Origin of the sequence: Streptomyces sp. NPDC002018 (genome assembly GCF_042890865.1) — a bacterium.
GTDB lineage: Bacteria > Actinomycetota > Actinomycetes > Streptomycetales > Streptomycetaceae > Streptomyces.
Genome location: NZ_JBIASO010000013.1, coordinates 229,002 through 247,232, shown reverse-complemented (window position 1 = coordinate 247,232; position 18,231 = coordinate 229,002). Strand labels below are relative to the sequence as shown.

The window sequence follows — 18,231 nt, the reverse complement described above, 5'->3', positions numbered from 1 at the left end:
GCTTTCATCCCGTTCCTCACGTCCGTCCCTTCTTTCCTGTGAGCGCGGTGAGCCGGGTCTTTCCTGTGAGCGCGGTGAGCCGGGAAAACGCGGCGAGGCGGGGATGCGCGGTGAGGCGGGGAAGCGCGAACGACAGCGCGACGCCGCCCACCAGCGAGAGCGCGGCCGTGGCCGCGTGCCTCCACATCGCGGGCAGATCGCGGGTGGTGACCACGGGGTCCGGGGGCAGGCCGTAGACCTCGGGCTCGTCGAGGAGCAGGAAGAACGCTCCGTCGCCGCCGACCCCGTCGTCCGGGTCGTGCCCGTACAGCCGGGCCTCGGTGACACCCGCCGCGTGGAGCCGTTCGACCCGCAGCGCGGCCCGCTCGCGCAGTTCGTCGAGCGCGCCGAACTGGATGGACTCGGTCGGGCACGCCTTGGCGCAGGCGGGTTCCTGGCCGGCGCCCAGCCGGTCGTAGCACATCGTGCACTTGAAGGCCCGGCCGTCCGAGGGCCGTTGCTCGATCACTCCGTACGGGCAGGCGGGCACGCAGTAGCCGCAGCCGTTGCAGATGTCCTCCTGCACGACGACCGTGCCGAACTCCGTACGGAAGAGGGAGCCGGTCGGGCAGACGTCCAGACAGGCGGCGTGGGTGCAGTGTTTGCAGACGTCCGACGACATGAGCCAGCGCATCTCCGAGCCGCCGGACATCATCAGCGGAAGCTCCGTGCGCCCGTCGCTGGTCGGCGTGCCCGTCGGCGCGGTCGTCGGCGCGGTCGTCGGCGCCCCCGCCGCCACGGCCCCGGACATCGCCGCCGGTGCCGGCGCCCCCGGGGACGCCGCGGCGCGTCCGGCCGGTACCGACTGCTCGATGAAGGCCACATGGCGCCAGGTGGAGGCGCCGAGGCTCTGGGTGTTGTCGTACGACATCCCGGTGAGCGTCAGCCCGTCCTCGGGGATCGCGTTCCACTCCTTGCAGGCCACCTCGCACGCCTTGCAGCCGATACAGACCGAGGTGTCCGTGAAGAACCCGACCCGGGGCGGCGCGTTCTCGTGGCCCGCGTCGCGGGCGGGGTCGTGCTCCGGTCCACTGAGCAGATCGTGCGTCACGTCAGCGTCTCCGTTCCGGTCCGTGCGGTGATGCCCGCCCGCCGGCGGTACGCGTCGACGAGTCTGGGCAGATCGGGCCCCCGGGGACGCCGGCCCGCGACGATGTCCGCCGTCAGGGCCTTGTCCTCCTGGATGTGCGCGTTGGGGTCGAGGGCGATGGCCACCAGTTCGTTGGCGGCGTCGCCGGTGGACACCCCGTTGGGACCCCAGTGGAACGGCAGCCCGATCTGGTGGACGGTACGGCCGTGCACCGTCAGGGGTCTGATGCGTTCGGTCACCATCACGCGTGCCTCGATGGCGTTGCGCGCGGTCACGATCGTGGCCCAGCCGCCGTGCCGGAGTCCGCGCTCGGCGGCGAGCCCCGGGGAGATCTCGCAGAAGAACTCCGGCTGGAGCTCGGCGAGATACGGCGACCAGCGGCTCATCCCGCCCGCCGTGAAGTGCTCGGTGAGACGGTGGGTGGTGACGATGTACGGATAGACGTCGGCACCCGGCTCGTCTCCGCTGGGGTGGAAGCGGTTGCCCTCACGGGAGAGCAGCCGCCGTACGGGTGAGCGCGACACACCCGGGTACAGGGCGTTGGTGAACGGCGAGTCCTGCGGCTCGTAGTGCGTCGGCAGCGGGCCGTCCTCCAGTCCCGTGGGCACGAACAGCCAGCCCTTGCCGTCCGCCTGCATGATGAAGGGGTCGTCGCCGCGCAGCGCGTCGGGCCCGGTCGCCCCGTCCGGCGGCACGTAGTCGGGAGCGCGGTCGGGGATGAAGTCGGGGACGTCGCGGCCGGTCCACCGGCCGCGTGCCCCGTCCCACCAGACATACGCCTTGCGCTCGCTCCAGGGGGTGCCGTCGGGGGCGGCGGACGCCCGGTTGTAGAGGATGCGGCGATTGGCCGGCCAGGCCCAGGCCCACTCCGCGGCGACCCAGTCCTGTTCGGTGTGGGGCTTGCGGCGGGCGGCCTGGTTGACGCCGTCCGCGTACACCCCGCAGTAGATCCAGCAGCCGCACCGCGTCGAGCCGTCGTCCTTCAGCTCGGTGTACGCGCTCAGCGGCGACCCGTCCGCGGCGTGCCCGTTGATCTCGGCGAGCACGGCCTCGGCGACCGGGTCCTCGTAGCGGCCCTCCACCGGGTAGTCCCATGTCAGATCCTGTACGGGCCGGTCCATCGGATCGGTGGAGGCGGCGAGCTTCGCCTTGACGCGCTTGCCGAGGTGGTACATGAACCACAGATCGCTGCGGGCGTCGCCCGTGGGCTCGACGGCGGCGTGGTGCCACTGGAGCCAGCGGTTGGTGTTGGTGAAGGAGCCGGACTTCTCGGTGTGCGCGGCGGCCGGGAAGAAGAAGACCTCCGTGCCGATGGACTCCGTACGCAGCTCCCCGGTCTCGATCTCGGGGCCGTCCTGCCACCAGGTCGCGGACTCGATGAGTGAGAAGTCCCGCACCACCAGCCACTCCAGATTGGCCATGCCCAGGCGCTGGAGGCGGGTGTTGGCCGAACCGACCGCCGGGTTCTCCCCCATCAGGAAGTACCCCTTGCAGACGCCGTCGAGCTGCGCGACAACCGTCTCGTACGTGGAGTGCGAGCCGGTCAGCCGGGGCAGGTGGGCGTAGCAGAAGTCGTTGTCCGCGGTGGCCGCGTCACCGTAGTACGCCTTCAGCAGACTGACGAAGTACGACCGCGCCTCGCCCCAGAAGCCCTTCTCGGTCCGGCTCGCGTCGACGTAGGAGTCCAGGTCCGGATGGGCGTGGGCGTGGGGCATCGGCAGATAGCCGGGAAGGAGATTGAAGAGCGTGGGGATGTCGCTGGAACCCTGGATGGAGGCGTGACCGCGCAGTGCCTGGATACCGCCGCCGGTGCGCCCGATGTTGCCGAGCAAAAGCTGGAGGACACTGGCCGCGCGGATGTACTGGGAGCCCACCGAGTGCTGGGTCCAGCCGACCGCGTAGACGAAGGCGCTGGTGCGCTCACGGCCCGAGTTCGAGGTGAGGGCGTCGCAGACGCGCAGAAAGGTCTCGCGCGGCACACCGCAGGTCTCCTCGACCAGTTCGGGGGTGTAGCGCGCGTAGTGCCGTCTGAGGATCTGGTAGACGCAGTGCGGATGCCGGAGCGTCTCGTCCCGCGGGGGCCGGGGGGCGGCCTGGGCACCGCCCGAACCGTGCGTCTCGGACTGGCCGGCCTCGTGGACGCGGGCCTGCGCGTGCCGGTGTCTGCCGGGCCCGCCGGTCGCCGTGCCGTCGCCGGAGGGCTCGCCGTCCGTGCCCGCGTACTGCCAGCTCGTCTGGTCGTAGTGGCGCAGTCCCGCGTCGAACCCGGAGAAGAGCCCGTCGAGATCCTCGGTGTCCCGGAAGTCCTCGCTGATGACTGTGGCCGCGTTGGTGTAGGCGAGCACGTATTCCCGGAAGTCCTTCTCCTCGGTGAGCACATGGTTGACGATCGCGCCGAGGAAGGCGATGTCACTGCCCGCGCGGATCGGTACGTACAGATCGGCGAGGGCACTCGTACGGGTGAAGCGCGGGTCCACATGAATGATCGTGGCGCCGCGTGCCTTCGCCTCCATGACCCACTGGAACCCGACGGGGTGTGCCTCGGCGTAGTTGGAGCCCTGGATGACGATGCAGTCGGCGTGCTGGAGGTCCTGCATGAAAGTGGTGGCCCCGCCTCGCCCGAACGAGGTACCCAGTCCGGCGACGGTGGAGCTGTGACAGACCCGGGCCTGGTTCTCCACCTGGACCACCCCGAGCCCGGTGAACAGCTTCTTGATGAGGTAGTTCTCCTCGTTGTCGAGGGTGGCCCCGCCGAGGCTGGCGATGCCCAGCGTGCGCGCGGTGTGCGCCCCCTCGTGCTCCCACTCCCAGGTACGGCGGCGGGTCTCGACCACCCGCTCGGCGACCATGTCCATGGCCGTCTCCAGATCGAGCGGCTCCCACTCGGTGGCGAACGGGCGCCGGTGGAGGACCTGGTGGCGGCGGGCCGGGCCGGTGGTGAGCTGGAGCGTCGCCGAGCCCTTGGGACAGAGCCGGCCCCTGCTGACCGGGGAGTCGGGGTCCCCCTCGATCTGGACGACCCGCTCGTCCTTGACGTACACCTGCTGGCCGCAGCCGACGGCGCAGTAGGGGCACACCGACTGGGCGACGCGGTCGGCGGTGCTGGTACGGGGACTGAGCGCCTCGGTACGGGGGGACATCGCGGCCCGGCCGCGCCCGAGCGGGTCGGAACCGGTGAACTGGCGGCGGACTGGCCAGTCGTGGATCAGTCTGCGGACACCCATCGCTTCCTCCAGCGTCTGCGGCCCGGGGCCCCGGCTTCACGGGGAGGCGCCCCTCCAGACTCACCCGGCGCGCCGTTGTGTGCGACCCGTCGGGGTGTCAGGGGACCCTCCGTGGCGCCCCGCTCGGCCACACGGCCCCATCGGGGAGTCCGGCGGGTCCCGGTGGCCGGGACGCGGGAAGGAACAGCTCGTGGGTGATGTCCGAACCGCGGTGAGGGAGCCGGTCGCCGAGCTCATGAAGCGGGGCCGGGAGCCGGCCGTCGCCCAGGCTCTGCGCTCCACCGCCGCCGCGACCATCGCCTATGTGGTCGCCCTCCAGCTGAGTGACGAGAGCGCGCCGCTCACCGCGCCCCTGACCGCCCTGCTCGTCGTGCAGGTCACCCTCTACGCGACGCTCACCACCGGCGTCCGCAGGGTGAACGCCGTCGTGGCGGGTGTGCTGGTCGCGATCGCCTTCAGCACGCTGGTGGGGCTGTCGTGGTGGAGTCTGGGGCTGATCATCCTGGCCTCGCTCGTCGTGGGCCGGATCGTCCGGGTGGACGAGTTCGTGCCCGAGGTCGCGATCAGCGCGATGCTCGTCCTCGGGGTGACCCGGGTGACGACCACGGCGTGGGACCGGGTGCTGGAGACACTGATCGGCGCCGTGGTGGGGCTGCTGTTCAACTTCCTGTTCGTCCCACCGGTGTGGGTCGCCACCGCGGGCGAGTCCATCGAGGATCTCGCCCGCCGGATGCGGCGGCTGCTGCTGCGGATCGCCGAGGGACTGACGGAGTCGATCCCGGTGGAGCAGGCGGCGGCGCGCCTCCACGAGGCGCGGCAGCTCGACCACGACATCACCGAGGTGGACGCGGCACTGCGGCAGGCGGAGGACAGTCTCCGGCTCAACCCCCGTGTGAGGGAGGGGCTGCTGCACCGGGTGGTGCTCCGTACCGGGCTGGACACCCTGGAGATCTCCACGGTGGTCCTGCGCGTGCTGGCCAGAACGCTCACCGATCTCGCCAAGGAGCGTACGGAGGAGGCGCTGTTCCCGCCCGAGGTGGGAAAGGCGCTGGAGGAGCTGCTGGCGCAGATCGCCGACGCCGTCGTGAGCTTCGCCGTCCTGGTGACCACGGAGGTGAGCACGAGCGCGGAGAGGGCGGAGGCACGGCTGTCCGAGGATCTCGCCGCGGCGACACGGAGCCGGGAGAGGGTGGCGCGGCTCCTGCTGGAGGACGTCCAGCGGCGTCCTCGTCACTGGCAGCTCCATGGCGCGCTGCTGGCGGAGATCGACCGGATGCTGGACGAGCTGAACATGGAGAACCGTTCCCAGCGGCTGTTGGAGGAACTGGACCGCGCCTCGCGCGAACAGCTCGAACGTCATCCGCGGCTGGGCGCGGCGCGGCAATGGGCACGGCGGTGGGTGCGGCGCGGGCCCTGGCGCGGGCCCTGGCGAAGGCGCCGGGGCCGTACGGAATGACGGCCGGGATCCGGACCCGGCCGGGTGCCGGCAGCCGCCCGCGGCGGGCACCGGAACGTCTCCGGGGGCAGCGTCATTTCCCGTACGCGCCCATTCCGAAATCCGGCCGCCGCACTGGCGCGAATCGCTCGCCGGCACGGCAACCCGAAAGTCGGGCGCATTAATTGACGCAAACTTTGCCCGATCCGCAATGGTCCGCGCCGTATTCGGGGAAGGCCGTGCGCGACCGCCGCCCAAAACCCGGCGGAAAAGGGCGTCATCAGCGATGACGGCATGATCCGGCCGCCCCACCCGATGTGATCACGCCACCCCGGCCTGTCCGTTTCGCCCGGAGCGTGAACCGCCATCACCCCTCCCACCAGGGACATGAGGCGTGCGAAGAGGCTGAGTTGGGTGGGGCGGTTGATGAGGTCATGGCCGATGGCGGTACTGTGCGCGCGCGCCGTCATCGTGGGCGGCGCGGTTAAAGCGGAGGAATCTGTGACTCTATTCAGCGGATCATGGCGGCGCAGAGGCGCCCTCATAACAGTCGCGACGGCGGGTGCGCTCGGTGTCGCTCTGTCGGCCGCTCCGGCGTTCGCGCACACGCCCACCTGGGCGGTGACGTGCTCCGAGGTCAGCCTCGACCTGACCGCCTACGGCAACAGTGACAAGAACACCGTGACGGTCACCGTGGACGGCAAGGACCTGCTGCCCACGGAGAGCTTCAAGAACGAGTTCCACAAGAAGCTCACGCTTCCGGAGCACACGAGCGAGCTGTCCGTCCGTCTGGTCGTGAAGGCGGCCGACGGCGACCAGTTCAACCGTGACGAGACGAAGACGGCCCCGGTCTGCGAGGGAACCACCCCGCCGCCCTCGGAGCCGACGACTCCCGCTCCGTCGGAGACCCCTGAGGAGACCCCCTCCGAGGAGGCTCCCACGGAGACCGCTCCGGCCACGCCGAGCGAGGCGCCCGCCAGCTCGGAGGCCGCGCTTCCCTCGTCGCAGCCGAGCCCCGCCGGGGACAACCTCGCCGAGACGGGCTCCTCGAGCGCCACGCCGGTGATCGCCGGTGCCGCCGCTGTCGTGGTGGTCGCCGGAGCGGGCATCATGTGGGCCGCGCGGAAGCGTCGTACCGTACAGAACTGACCTGACGCTCCACGCACCACCCCGTCGCCACGCCGGTAGCCGTCCACTCCTTCACCGCCAACACCCGGCGGCCTGGACGGCACTCATCCGGCCGAGAGGCATGGAACGGCCGACCGCACCCACCAGGCCCCGCCTGGGGCGCGGCGCCCGGACTCCGTACGGCGGGAGGCGTTCGCGTCGTCGCACCGGACCACGGTGAACGGCGAGCAACGGTCTAGGCAGGCCCCGCGGCATCCCCCGTTCGCGGGGCCTCGCCATGTCCGGCGTCCGCGGGGCCTCGCCATGCGCGGCGCCGGGCCGGCGCGGACAATGGGCGGGACACGATCGACTCATGGGACGCGACCGACTCATTGGGGGCGGCCATGGATCCGGTGCAGGCTCTCGACAGGATCGCCTTCCTGCTGGAACGCTCACTGGCCGAGACCTACCGGGTCCGGGCGTTCCGTACCGCCGCCGAGGTGGTGGCGGGCCTGCCCCCCGACGAGGTCGCGCGCCGTGCCGCGGCCGGCACGCTGGGCCGGGTGCGCGGCATCGGCCCCCGCACGGCCGAGGTCGTCGAGGAGGCGGTCGCGGGCTCCGTGCCCGGCTATCTGGAACGGCTGGAGCGGGAGGCGGCCGCGCCGCTCACCGACCGGGGACAGGCGCTGCGCGCGGCGCTGCGCGGGGACTGCCATCTGCACTCGGACTGGTCGGACGGCGGCAGCTCCATCGAGGCGATGGGGCGGACGGCCGCCGCGCTCGGTCATGAGTGGGCCGTGCTCACGGACCACTCCCCCAGGCTCACCGTCGCCCGGGGGCTGACGGCCGAGCGGCTGCGCGAACAGCTCGATGTGATCGCGGAGCTGAACGAGCGGTGGGCTCCGTTCCGGCTGCTCACCGGGATCGAGTGCGACATCCTGGCGGACGGTTCACTGGACCAGGAGCGCGAGCTGCTCGACCGGCTGGACCTGGTGGTCGCGTCGGTGCACTCGAAACTCCGGATGGACGCCCCGTCGATGACCGCGCGGATGGTCGAGGCGGTACGTGATCCGCTCACCGATGTTCTCGGGCACTGCACCGGACGCCTGCTGACGGCGCACCGGGGGACGGGCCGGCGGGGACGGCGGGAGGGCGGCAGGCCCGAGTCGGAGTTCGACGCGGCGGCGGTGTTCGCCGCCTGCGCGGAGTCCGGCACGGCGGTGGAGATCAACAGCCGCCCCGAACGGCTGGACCCGCCCCGTCGGCTGCTGCGCGAGGCGGTCGCGGCCGGGGTCCTCTTCGCCGTCGACACGGACGCCCACGCGCCGGGACAGCTCGACTGGCAGCTCCTCGGCTGTGCGCGGGCGGAGGAGTGCGGCGTACCGGCCGGCCGTGTCGTCAACACCTGGACGGCCGGGGAACTGCGGGAGTGGACCCGGACCCGCGAGGCCCCGCCGCACCGGGCCCGGCCGCGCGGGGCCCCGCCCGGGGAGGAGGCCCGCTGACGCCCTCGGGGCGGAATGGACGCGGTGACAAACCCAGGTCACACGGACGGTGACACGGACGGGACCCGGCCACCGGCGCACGGGCGGGTACACCTCCCGCGTGACACGGGGCCCGTGCCGGTGGAACCGGCAATCGCGCTGGGTGTTCAGCGGCCGTCGAGGTCCGCGAACAGGCTCGTGTCGAGACGGGCCAGCAGCGCGGTCGGGTCCTCGTAGACCGCCTCGGCGCCCGCGGACTCCAGGGCGGTCTGGGGAATGCCGCCCGACAGCAGGGCGACGGCGCGGACACCCGCTCTCGACGCCGCCTCCATGTCCCAGACGGTGTCTCCGACGAACACGGCCTGCTCCGCCGGTGCCCCGGCCAGTTCCAGCGCCCGGTGCACCGGGTCGGGGGCGGGTTTGCCCACCGCGGTGCCGTTCGCGCCGACCACGGCCGTGATGACCTCGTCGGCGTCGATCGCCCTGCGCAGCGCGGTCAGTTCGGGCTCGCCGGCCGAGGTGGCGAGTACGATTCGCCAGCCGCGGTCGTCCAGGGACCGCAGCAGATCGGCCGCCCCCTCCAGGGAGGGCAGCCGGTCGAAGTAGGTCGCGTACAGCGTGGTGTGCGCGGCACTGATCACGGCGTCCTGATCGCGGTCCCGCTCGTCGCCGAGGAGATGCGCGATGAGATCGCCCCCGCCCAGTCCGATCGAGTGATGGATCGCGGACATCGGCACCGTGTGACCGGCCTGGCGGAACGCCTCCCACCAGGACGTCACATGGAGGTAATTGGTGTCGACGAGCGTGCCGTCGACATCGAACAGTGCCGCGCGCGTGGCCATGGGTGTCGCTCCCGTTCGGTCGGGCCCCAGGGCCCCGGGCCTGGAGCAGCGCCTCGATCATGCCGCCTTCCCCGGCCGGGACGGCCTCATCCCGTACCGCTTCGGCGCGTCCTCACGGTGCGGGAAGCCTGGCGCGGGGCGTCGGATGCCCGACGCCGGGCACCTGGCGTCGGGCTTCCCGCACGGTGAGGACGTGGGGCCGGACCGCCGGGCTCTACGCGTAGAGCGCGTCGAGCCAGTTCCGCCACGCGCCCTCGATCCGCTTGGCATCGGCGCCGGGGGCGAAGTCGTGCACGCTGATCCCGACCGGCGCGCCGAAGTGGTTCCTGCCGAACAGCCGGTACATCGCCGTATCGGTGCGGAGCCCGACGAAGTAGGCGTCGCGGTAGTCGACGACGGCGTCCACGGGCGCCTCACCGGGCACCTCGACCCGTACGGTCTCGCCGACCGCCGCGTCGTCCGCCAGCCCGAGTCCCCGGCTCGCCACCTCGAACGCGCCCGGCGCTTCGGAGGCCGCGGGACCGTCGGTGGTCGCGAACGTGACGGGCCGCCCGGCGAAGTGCCGCAGATACTCCCGCAGGGTGTGCAGATAGAAGTCGGTGTGCTTGGAGGCACCGTCGTACTGGTTGTCCCAGTCGTCGACGAAAATGCCGCTGTGCACGTAGCGCACCCAGGAACCGCCGCCCTCACGGGGCTCGATGTGATGGTCGACCTGGTTCAGCGTCTGCTGCGAGATGCCTTCCACGTCCTCGACCAGGCCGGTCAGCCGCCTCGGCGGATCCCATGCGGCGACGGTGCCGCCGAACGGGGCGGCACCGCCCTCACGGGGTTCGTACTCCATGGGCCACAGCCAGGCCCCCGTACCCGTGGTGACCGCTTCCCAGACCTGCTCGGGGCTCGCGTCGACCTCGAACTCACGGACGATCTCGAATTCCTTGGACATGATGGTGCGTACTCCTCAGCCGCGCCGGGGCGCGTGGACGATGTACTGGACAGCGACGATGTACGGGACAGCGGAGGGACACGCACGGGACGGGACGACCGTGAGCGGTGTCCTGTCGCGCTCCTCCTGGACGACGGGTCTTCTCAGGGCGCCCGCTCGACGGTGGGCACCCGCTCGACGGCGGACACCTGCTCGGTGGCGGGCGCCCGCTCGACGGCGGACACCTGCTCGACCGTGGCCGGCCCGGTGCCGCCGGATGTCACGGAGCCGGCCGGTTTGACGGTGGGGTGGAGCGCGACGACGATCCGGTGGTCACGGCCGGACTCGGCGTGCTCGTCGTGGTACTTGGCGATCAGCGCGCCGACGCCACGGGTCAGCTCCTCGACGAACGCGGCCCGGTCGGCCGCCGAGCCGAAGCGCACCTCGCCGTCGAGCGCGTAGGTGGCGAGTCCCTTGCGGGCCTTGGCCGCCCCGGTGATCAGGGTGCCCACGTCCCGTACGAGCCGCGCCGCCACCGAGAGCAGCCAGCGCGCGGAGAGCTGGTCACGGAAGCGGCCGGGATCGGGCTGCACGGCCGCCAGGGCGATCGGCGAGATGACGTACGAGGCCGCCGTGGCCCGCATCAGCCGCTCGGTGACATTGCCCTTCCTGCGCTCGCCCGCCAGCTCGACCAGTCCGTGCCGCTCCAGTGTCTTGAGGTGGTAGTTGACCTTCTGCCGGGGCAGTCCGACCCGCCCGGCGAGCATCGTCGCCGACGCGGGTCCGGCGGTCAGTTCGGCGAGCAGTCGGGCCCTCATGGGGTCCAGCGAGACGGCTGCCGCCGCCGCGTCCTCGATCACGGTCACGTCCAACATGGCTCCACCGTCTCACCGAAAGTTATTTTTGTCCAGAGCGATTGAGTTGTCGGTAAGCCGGTGGGTTCGGTAAGTCGGCGCACGGAGGGCCGTACGGGGCGCCTCAGGGGCTGGCGGGACGGGGCGGGAGGCGCAGCCGGGCCAGATCGGCGGGCACCGGACTGTCCGGCCGGAAGAGCGGGGAGGCCACACCGTCGGCCGCGGTGGCGGGCGCGTCGGTGAGCCGGAAGCGCTCGCGCAGCCTCGTGTAGAAGTCGGTCGGACCCATCCGGACCAGTCGCAGCCGGTACTCGGCCCCGTACACACCCACCCAGTCCCCGGGGTCCAGCACCCCCCGGAGCTGGCCGTCGATGCTGAGTGCCGCCTCCCCCGAGTGGGGCAGCACCCGTACCGCCACCGGCTCGTCGGGAGCGGCCACGACCGTACGGCTGAAGGTCATGTGCGGGGCCACCGGGGTGAAGACCACGGCGTCCATGTGCGGGGAGAGCACCGGGCCGCCGGCCGCGAAGCTGTACGCGGTCGAGCCGGTGGGAGTGGCCACGATCACCGCGTCCGCGGAGTACGAGGCGAGGAGCCGGCCGGCGATATAGATCCCCAGATTGACCTGCCGGTCCCGGGCGAGCTTCTCCACCACGACATCGTTGACGGCGGTGATGTCCAGGGCGACCCCCCAGCCCTCGCTCTCCCGGGTGTCGGGCCGCACATGCGGCGGCGGCAGCGCGGGACCGCGGCCGTAGCGCAGCAGCGCCTCCATGCCCGACGGCATCTCCAGCGCGCGCGAGGCGCGCATGGTGAGGGTCATCCGCTCCTCGATCGCGGCGCGCCCCTCGTGGACCGTGTCCAGCGCGCGGGTGACCTTGTCGGCGGGGACCTCCGTCAGAAAGCCGACCCGGCCCAGGTCGACCCCGAGCACGGCGGCGCCGTTCTCCGCCGCGATCCGCGCGCCGCGCAGAAAGGTCCCGTCGCCACCGAGGGTGACGACAAGGTCGGGGTTGCCCGCCGAGGACGCCTCCTCCTGGCTGCCGTGGCGCGGTTCGTGCGCCTTCCACACATCGATCTCCTTGTAGGGCACGCCGTGCGCGCGGCACCAGCCGTGGACGGCGCGGGCCGCCTCGACGGCCTCGCCGCGGCCGTGGTGGACGACAAGACCGATTCGTTTCACAGCCATGTTCGCGCTCTCCGTACTCCGTGCGTCACGATCCGCCCCCACGTCCGGTCCTTGTCCTCCCGGGATCCGGGCGGGGATCCGGGAGGGAACGCGGGCGGGAACGCGGGTGGGATCCGGGGGTCTCGGCGGTGAGGCGCCGCCGGATGAAGGACTACCAGCGACGACCACGGAAGAATCCGTGCCAATTACCCCATATTCACCCGAATGGCGGATATTCTGAACACAGTGCCATGCGCCGTGCATGCTGCTCGGACAGCGGACGGGGGCGGTGCCGTGCGGGAGCCCGGGGTCTCCACCGGTTGCCGCCACTGCCGGACAGAGGCGCGATGGACTCGTGCGCGCCTGACCGTGAGGGGTTAATCCCGCAGACGCGCTTCCCCCACGCGAGGAGTGATCGCTGATGTCAGCCGATGGCGTGTTCAACGACCCCAGCAGGCTCACGGGGCTGCCCGTGTACGACAAGGACGGCGACAAGATCGGCAACGTCGGCCAGGTCTATGTGGGCGACCGTACGGGCCGCCCGGAGTGGGTGACCGTCAAGACCGGTCTGTTCGGTCTGAACGAGAGCCTCGTCCCGCTGTCCGGCGCCCGTCGCGCCGGTGAGGACATCCATGTGCCGTACGCCAAGGAGACCGTCAAGGACGCACCGCGCCTGGCGGCCGACGAGCATCTCGACCCCGCCCAGGAGAAGCAGCTCTACGAGCACTACGGTCTGGCGACCACGGGCTCGGGCCTGGGCATGGCCGAGGGCACGGGTACCCCCGCGGCGGCGGGCACACCGACGGGGACCGGCATGGGGACGGGCGCAGGGGCGCCCGGCGGTACGGGAGCGCGGGGCGGTATGCCGGCCGGCGCCGGTATGCCCGCGGCGGCCGGTGCGGGCGGCCGGGGACGGCCCATGGCCGGAACGCGCGGAGCCGATTCCGCCGAGGGCAAGGACCTGGGGACCGAGGAACTGATCCGCAGCGAGGAACAGCTCCACATCAGCACCGAGGAGCACGAGGTCGGCCACGCGCGGCTGCGCAAGGTCGTCGTGACCGAGAGCGTGACCACCTCGGTGCCGCTCAGCCATGAAGAGGTCCGGGTCATCCATGAGGCGATCTCGCCCGAGGACCGCTCCCGTATGAGCCGCTCCCCCATCAGCGAGGCCCAGACCGAGGTGACCCTGCACGCCGAGCAGCCGGTCATCAGCAAGGAGACCATTCCCGTCGAGCGCGTGCGGATGGAGACGGAGAAGGTCACCGAGCAGCGGGAGGTCTCCGCCGACGTCCGCAAGGAGCAGATCGAGTACGACACCGACCAGGGCGGCCCCGACATGGGCGGCAAGCGCGGCCCCCGGCGCTGAGCCCGCCGACGGGCCCCGGACACCGGGCCTTGGAGGCCGGGCCCTGGAGACCGGGCCCTGGCCCCGGGGACACCGGGCCCTGGAGACCGGATCCACCGGCCCCGCACGCCTCGCCCCCCACGACTGCCTCCGCGCGGTCGGCGGGGGCGAGGTCCTGGGAGTGCGAGGGCACTGCCCGGCTCATCCGGCTCATCGGTGGCGCGGTCGCGCTCTGCCGTAGTGAGCCGGGGGCCTTCTCATCACGCTCCGCGCGAGGTCAGCGGAGGGTGGGCGGGGATCCTTCAGGGGGTGTCGGGCAGGGGGCGTCGGGCCGGAAGGCGAAGGTGTCGACGGTGACCTGATCCTCTCCACCGCCGGACGGGGACGCCGGACCCGGGGAGGGCCTGGTGGAGCCCGTCGGCCTGGCGCAGACCCTGCTGTTGGAACAGCCGGCCGGGCCGGTCACACGGACGGCGCCGAGGATCGCGGCCGGGGGCGCCCGGCCGGTGCCGGGCGAGCGCGGCACGGCTTCTCCGAGCTGTCGGGCCCATGGGCGGCGGTCAGTATTCGCTGGAGCTCGCCGTGGGGCCGGCGCTCTCACCGGGACTCGCGCTGGGGCTGGTGCTGGAGACCGGCGTGGTGACCGCCTTGCCGGCCGAGTCGACGACGTACCACTTGGCGCCGAACGCGGTCAGGCCCTGGCCGTTGATCTCGCCCGGCTTCTTGTCCCCCTCGAACCGGTACAGCGGGTGGTTGTTGTACGTGACCTGCTTGGTGCCGTCGCTGCGGGTGGTGGTGGAGAGCAGGTTCGCCTTCACACCGCCCGTGCCGGCCTTGGGCGCCCCGGTCGTGACGAGTCCGGGGGGCCAGGCCTTGGCGCAGCCGTCCTTGCAGGTGGACTCCTTGGTCGTGTCGGCCTCGAAGAGGTAGAGCGTACGGCCCTTGTCGTCCACCAGGATCGTTCCGAGGGGCCCGCTCCTGGCCGAGATCGTGCCCACGTCGTCGGACGCGCTCACCGATGGACTCGTCGTACCGGAGGGGGTGTGCGTGGCGGCGGCGACGTCCGCGGGTGAGTCGGCACGGGAAGCGGAACCGCTGTCACCGTTGTCCGAGCATCCGGCGAGCGCCGCGGCGCACAGCACGGCGGCGGCCACAGCGGTGGCTGTTCTGATGTTGCTCCTCATAGAGGCTCCTCAGATCCGGCCGCCCCGGGGGCAGCGTTCCGACCGCCAGATCGCGGCCACAGCACCCACTACACGACAGACCCCGATACCGGGCCACCGGGCAGGGCCGTCCGGCGTACACCCGTGGGGGGCCCGGGGCGGGGGCGCGGCCCGGTGGCGCACGGGCCGCGGGACCGGTGACGTACCGGTCCACGGTCACTCTTCCGGGTGGGGTAGCCTTGGTGACCGCGAAGGGGAGTAGCCCCGCGAACCGGTCGTCGACACACTGGAGCCCTTGGGCTCCCGGTGGCCGGGCCCGTCGATCCGGCGGGCGGGCGAGACCTTCGGTCAGGCATTGACGTACCCGTGTCCCGCGGGTGCGCCGTCGTGCCGGGCCGAGTGGTCCTCCTGCTCCTCACGGCGCTTCGCGAAGACCCGGGTCCGGCCCTCAGAGAAAGCCACCCGGAATGTCTCTCGACCCCCTGGCGATCGTCACCGCCTTCGGGCTGATCTTCCTAGCGGAGCTCCCCGACAAGACCATGTTCGCGTCCCTGGCCATGGGCACGCGTATGCGTCCGCTCTATGTCTGGTTCGGCACCTCGACGGCGTTCGTCGTCCATGTCGCCATCGCCGTCGGGGCGGGCGGTCTCATCGGACTCCTTCCCGACTGGATCGTCCGGCTCGTCTCCGCGCTGCTCTTCGCCTTCGGTGCGTTCATGCTGCTCCGCGGGGGTGGCGGGGACGAGGACGAGGAGGACCCGAAGAAGACCGTCACCGGCTTCTGGCCCGTCTATTCGACGGCCTTCATGGCCGTGTTCATCAGCGAGTGGGGCGATCTGACCCAGATCACCACCGCCAACCTCGCCGCCAGCAACGGCACCTGGTCGACCGCGATCGGTTCGGCCGCCGCGCTGATGTCCGTCTCGGCGCTGGCACTGCTCGCGGGCCGCTTCATCGCGACGCGGGTCCCGCTCAGGACCGTCCAGCGCATCGGCGGTGTGTGCATGCTGGGCCTCGCCGTCTGGTCCGTCGTGGAGATCTTCGTGGGCTGACGGCTCCGGCCGCCGGAAGGCGTCGAGCCCCCGCCCTGTCCCGGGCGGGGGCTCGGCCGTTCGGAGGCGTGGGACCCGCCCGCCGTGGCGCGACGGCGGGCGGGTCGGGCGGGTCGGGAGTACGGGCCGGAGCGGCCCGCGCCGTGTCAGCCGTTCGTGACCAGGTGCTTCTTCAGAACGGCCAGCACGTCGCCGGCCGCCGTGGGCCCGGTGTTGAGATAGAAGACGTCGTCGTCGACCGGGATCGCGGTCTTCCCGACGACGGCGGACAGGGTCGGCCACAGCGGTGCCCCGGTGAGCGCCGACGACTTGGCCCCGGCGTCCTGGACCCCGTAGAACAGCCAGTCGGCGTCCGCCCGGTCGAGCTGCTCGTTGCTGATGTCCTCCGACGTCTCGTCGAAGCGCTGGCTCTCGGGCCGGCCGAGCCCGGCGTCCTCGGCGATACCGCCGGTGAAGGAAGGCACCCCGAAGACCCGCAGCCGGTCCCCGTTGAGCCGCAGGAAGGACACCGTGACCGGTGTGCCGACCGCCTTGCCCAGGGCGACGGCGTCGGCGTGGAAGTCGTCGAGGAACGACTGCGCCCGCGCGGTCCTGCCCAGCCCGTCGGCGACGAGCAGGAAGTCCTGCTTCCAGTAGAGCCCGGTGCCCTGGGTGGCGATGGTGGGTGCCAGCTCGCTCAGCGCGGTGTAGAGGCTCTTGGCGTTCTTGCCCGCGGTGTTCATCAGGATCAGATCGGGTTCGATGGTGGCGATGGTCTCCAGATCGGGGTCCACCCGGGAGCCCACATCGACGACCTTCGCCAACTGCGCGGCGTGCTGCGGGAAGTCCTCGGTCAGATAGCGGGGTACGAGGTCCGCGCCGTCGCCCCGGGTGGAGCCGGCCGGCACGGTCCCGAGCGTGAGCAGCGCGTCGGCCTGGCCGGTGGAGATGACCACGACCTTCTCGGGTTCGGCCTCGATGGTGGTCCTGCCCTCGAAGTGGCTGACCGTACGCGGGAATTCGCCGTCGGGTTTGCCGCTGCCCATGCCCTTGGGCACGGTACGGGGCGCGGTGTGGGCCGACGCCGCCGACGGCGCGGCGCTCGTTCCGTCGGCCGGTGCGGCGGCGGTGGAGTCGCCCGAACCGGCGGAACAGCCGCTGAGCAGCAGGGCGCAGGCGACGGCGAAGCCGCTGACGGCACGGGTGAGAGGAAGATCACGGAAGCGGTACACGAGTGATGAGCTTAGGCTTCCCTAAGTGTCGATGAGTAGGTATGGCAGTGATGCGATAGATCACACATCCGGAGGGACGCGCTCCGGATACCGGGAGCCGCCGGACGGCGCACGGAAGCCCGAGGAGCCAGGGGACGGCGCTCCCGGGGAGGTTGGCCGCCGGGGACGTGCGCGACGGCGTGGGCGGCTGCTCGTCGCCCTGGTGGTCTGTCTCGGTGTCGTGCTGCTGCTCGTCCTGGTCAGTCTGGGGGTCGGCGCGCGGGGCATCCCCCTGGGGACCATGTGGCGTGTACTGCTGCGCGACGACGGGAGCCCGGAGGCCATCATCGTCCGGCAGTTGCGGATGCCCCGTACCGTTCTCGCGGTCGTCGTCGGCGCGGGGCTCGCCCTGGCGGGTGTCGTCATGCAGGCCATCACGCGGAACCCGCTCGCCGAGCCGGGCATCGTGGGGGTCAACTCCGGCGCCTCCTTCGCGGTGGTGGTCGCGATCGCCGGATTCGGGGTCACCAGCGTGTCCGGCTACGTCTGGTTCGCCTTCGCCGGAGCCGTCCTGGCCGCCCTGCTGGTGTACACCCTCACCTCCGGCGCCACCCGGAGCCACCATCACACCCGGCTCGTCCTGGCGGGGGCGGCGCTGTCGGCGAGTCTCGGGGCCTGCACGGGCATCCTCACCATGTTCGACACGGAGGCGTTCGACTCGTACCGCTTCTGGGTGGTGGGCTCGCTGGAGAACCGCGGTACGGAAGCGCTGACCGCGGCCGTCCCCTTCGTCGCCGTCGGAACGCTGATCGCGCTCGCGCTCGGCCCGTCCCTCAACGCCCTCGCGCTGGGCGACGAGACGGGTGCGGCGCTCGGGCTGCGGGTGCCCTGGGTCCGTGCGGCGGGCTTTCTCTCGATCATGCTGCTGTGCGGTGCCTCGACCGCCGCCGCCGGGCCGATCGCCTTCGTCGGACTGGTCGTTCCGCATGTGCTGCGGCTGCTCCTCGGGCCCGATCTGCGCCGGCTGCTGGCGTTCTCGCTGCCGGGAGGGGCCGTACTGCTCCTGGCCGGCGACATCGCGGGGCGGGTGATCGCTCCCCCGGGCGAGATCGAGGTCGGTATCGTCATCGCGTTCATCGGCGCTCCCACTCTGCTGTGGCTCGTCGTCCGGCGCCGGGAGGTCTCCTCGTGAACGCCCTCGACGGCCCGACGCCACGACGCCCCGCCGTTCGCCGCTCCCCCTCTTCTCGCCGCTCCCTCTCTTCTCGCCACTCCCTCTCTCGCCGCTTCTCCGCACAGCGCGCCCGGGGCCGTGG

14 protein-coding genes are annotated in these 18,231 nt (G+C 71.8%); 6 read left to right on the top strand and 8 right to left on the bottom strand.

Features of this window, described 5'->3' with window-relative positions:
* Positions 1–16: 16 nt before the first annotated feature.
* Both ACFYYH_RS22905 and fdh read right to left on the bottom strand, forming a co-directional pair.
* Positions 17–1,090: a 4Fe-4S dicluster domain-containing protein gene (locus ACFYYH_RS22905; RefSeq protein ID WP_388553987.1), complete on the bottom strand. Its 1,074-nt coding sequence runs from the start codon at positions 1,088–1,090 to the stop codon at positions 17–19.
* Positions 1,087–4,353, bottom strand: coding sequence for a formate dehydrogenase (gene fdh / locus ACFYYH_RS22900; RefSeq protein ID WP_388553985.1), 3,267 nt, complete (start codon positions 4,351–4,353; stop codon positions 1,087–1,089). Before fdh ends, ACFYYH_RS22905 begins: the two co-directional genes overlap by 4 nt.
* A gap of 235 nt (positions 4,354–4,588) precedes the next feature.
* Between fdh and ACFYYH_RS22895 the strand changes: the two genes are divergently transcribed.
* The 3 genes from ACFYYH_RS22895 (at position 4,589) to ACFYYH_RS22885 (ending at position 8,400) form a co-directional block, all read left to right on the top strand.
* Positions 4,589–5,809, top strand: a complete 1,221-nt coding sequence (locus ACFYYH_RS22895; RefSeq protein WP_388554034.1) for an aromatic acid exporter family protein — start codon at positions 4,589–4,591, stop codon at positions 5,807–5,809.
* 480 nt (positions 5,810–6,289) lie between these two features.
* Positions 6,290–6,937, top strand: a complete 648-nt coding sequence (locus ACFYYH_RS22890; protein WP_388553983.1) for an LAETG motif-containing sortase-dependent surface protein — start codon at positions 6,290–6,292, stop codon at positions 6,935–6,937.
* A gap of 362 nt (positions 6,938–7,299) precedes the next feature.
* Positions 7,300–8,400: a PHP domain-containing protein gene (locus ACFYYH_RS22885; protein ID WP_388553980.1), complete on the top strand. Its 1,101-nt coding sequence runs from the start codon at positions 7,300–7,302 to the stop codon at positions 8,398–8,400.
* A 146-nt stretch (positions 8,401–8,546) separates the two neighbouring features.
* Here the strand turns inward: ACFYYH_RS22885 and ACFYYH_RS22880 are convergent, their stop codons facing one another.
* From ACFYYH_RS22880 to ACFYYH_RS22865, 4 genes are all read right to left on the bottom strand, one after another.
* Entirely contained in the window at positions 8,547–9,221 is a 675-nt protein-coding gene (locus ACFYYH_RS22880) for an HAD family hydrolase (protein WP_388553977.1), read from the bottom strand.
* A gap of 214 nt (positions 9,222–9,435) precedes the next feature.
* Positions 9,436–10,164: an SRPBCC domain-containing protein gene (locus ACFYYH_RS22875; protein ID WP_388553974.1), complete on the bottom strand. Its 729-nt coding sequence runs from the start codon at positions 10,162–10,164 to the stop codon at positions 9,436–9,438.
* 143 nt (positions 10,165–10,307) lie between these two features.
* Positions 10,308–11,018, bottom strand: coding sequence for an ArsR/SmtB family transcription factor (locus tag ACFYYH_RS22870; protein ID WP_388553971.1), 711 nt, complete (start codon positions 11,016–11,018; stop codon positions 10,308–10,310).
* 103 nt (positions 11,019–11,121) lie between these two features.
* A complete protein-coding gene (locus ACFYYH_RS22865) occupies positions 11,122–12,186 on the bottom strand; it encodes an NAD(+)/NADH kinase (RefSeq protein WP_388553969.1) in 1,065 nt (354 codons plus the stop codon).
* A 400-nt stretch (positions 12,187–12,586) separates the two neighbouring features.
* Between ACFYYH_RS22865 and ACFYYH_RS22860 the strand changes: the two genes are divergently transcribed.
* Positions 12,587–13,531, top strand: a complete 945-nt coding sequence (locus ACFYYH_RS22860; RefSeq protein WP_388553966.1) for a DUF2382 domain-containing protein — start codon at positions 12,587–12,589, stop codon at positions 13,529–13,531.
* 539 nt (positions 13,532–14,070) lie between these two features.
* On the opposite strand, the gene ACFYYH_RS22855 is transcribed toward ACFYYH_RS22860, so the two are convergent.
* The gene (locus tag ACFYYH_RS22855) at positions 14,071–14,694 is read right to left on the bottom strand and encodes a hypothetical protein (protein ID WP_388553963.1); all 624 of its coding nucleotides are present in this window, start codon (positions 14,692–14,694) and stop codon (positions 14,071–14,073) included.
* 446 nt (positions 14,695–15,140) lie between these two features.
* Between ACFYYH_RS22855 and ACFYYH_RS22850 the strand changes: the two genes are divergently transcribed.
* The gene (locus tag ACFYYH_RS22850) at positions 15,141–15,725 is read left to right on the top strand and encodes a TMEM165/GDT1 family protein (RefSeq protein ID WP_388553960.1); all 585 of its coding nucleotides are present in this window, start codon (positions 15,141–15,143) and stop codon (positions 15,723–15,725) included.
* A 146-nt stretch (positions 15,726–15,871) separates the two neighbouring features.
* On the opposite strand, the gene ACFYYH_RS22845 is transcribed toward ACFYYH_RS22850, so the two are convergent.
* A complete protein-coding gene (locus tag ACFYYH_RS22845; protein WP_388553957.1) occupies positions 15,872–16,936 on the bottom strand; it encodes an ABC transporter substrate-binding protein in 1,065 nt (354 codons plus the stop codon).
* A gap of 202 nt (positions 16,937–17,138) precedes the next feature.
* On the opposite strand from ACFYYH_RS22845, the gene ACFYYH_RS22840 reads away from it, so the two are divergent.
* Complete coding sequence (locus ACFYYH_RS22840; protein WP_388553954.1) at positions 17,139–18,107, top strand: FecCD family ABC transporter permease; 969 nt, start codon at positions 17,139–17,141, stop codon at positions 18,105–18,107.
* Positions 18,108–18,231 lie beyond the last annotated feature (124 nt).

Excerpts from the sequence above, each read along its gene's own strand:
- fdh (WP_388553985.1), bottom strand. The coding sequence starts at position 4,353 with ATGGGTGTCCGCAGACTGATCCACGACTGGCCAGTCCGCCGCCAGTTC.
- ACFYYH_RS22880 (WP_388553977.1), bottom strand. The coding sequence starts at position 9,221 with ATGGCCACGCGCGCGGCACTGTTCGATGTCGACGGCACGCTCGTCGAC.
- ACFYYH_RS22875 (WP_388553974.1), bottom strand. The coding sequence starts at position 10,164 with ATGTCCAAGGAATTCGAGATCGTCCGTGAGTTCGAGGTCGACGCGAGC.
- ACFYYH_RS22860 (WP_388553966.1), top strand. The coding sequence starts at position 12,587 with ATGTCAGCCGATGGCGTGTTCAACGACCCCAGCAGGCTCACGGGGCTG.
- ACFYYH_RS22885 (WP_388553980.1), top strand. The coding sequence starts at position 7,300 with ATGGATCCGGTGCAGGCTCTCGACAGGATCGCCTTCCTGCTGGAACGC.
- ACFYYH_RS22850 (WP_388553960.1), top strand. The coding sequence starts at position 15,141 with ATGTCTCTCGACCCCCTGGCGATCGTCACCGCCTTCGGGCTGATCTTC.
- ACFYYH_RS22870 (WP_388553971.1), bottom strand. The coding sequence starts at position 11,018 with ATGTTGGACGTGACCGTGATCGAGGACGCGGCGGCGGCAGCCGTCTCG.
- ACFYYH_RS22865 (WP_388553969.1), bottom strand. The coding sequence starts at position 12,186 with ATGGCTGTGAAACGAATCGGTCTTGTCGTCCACCACGGCCGCGGCGAG.
- ACFYYH_RS22895 (WP_388554034.1), top strand. The coding sequence starts at position 4,589 with ATGAAGCGGGGCCGGGAGCCGGCCGTCGCCCAGGCTCTGCGCTCCACC.
- ACFYYH_RS22855 (WP_388553963.1), bottom strand. The coding sequence starts at position 14,694 with ATGAGGAGCAACATCAGAACAGCCACCGCTGTGGCCGCCGCCGTGCTG.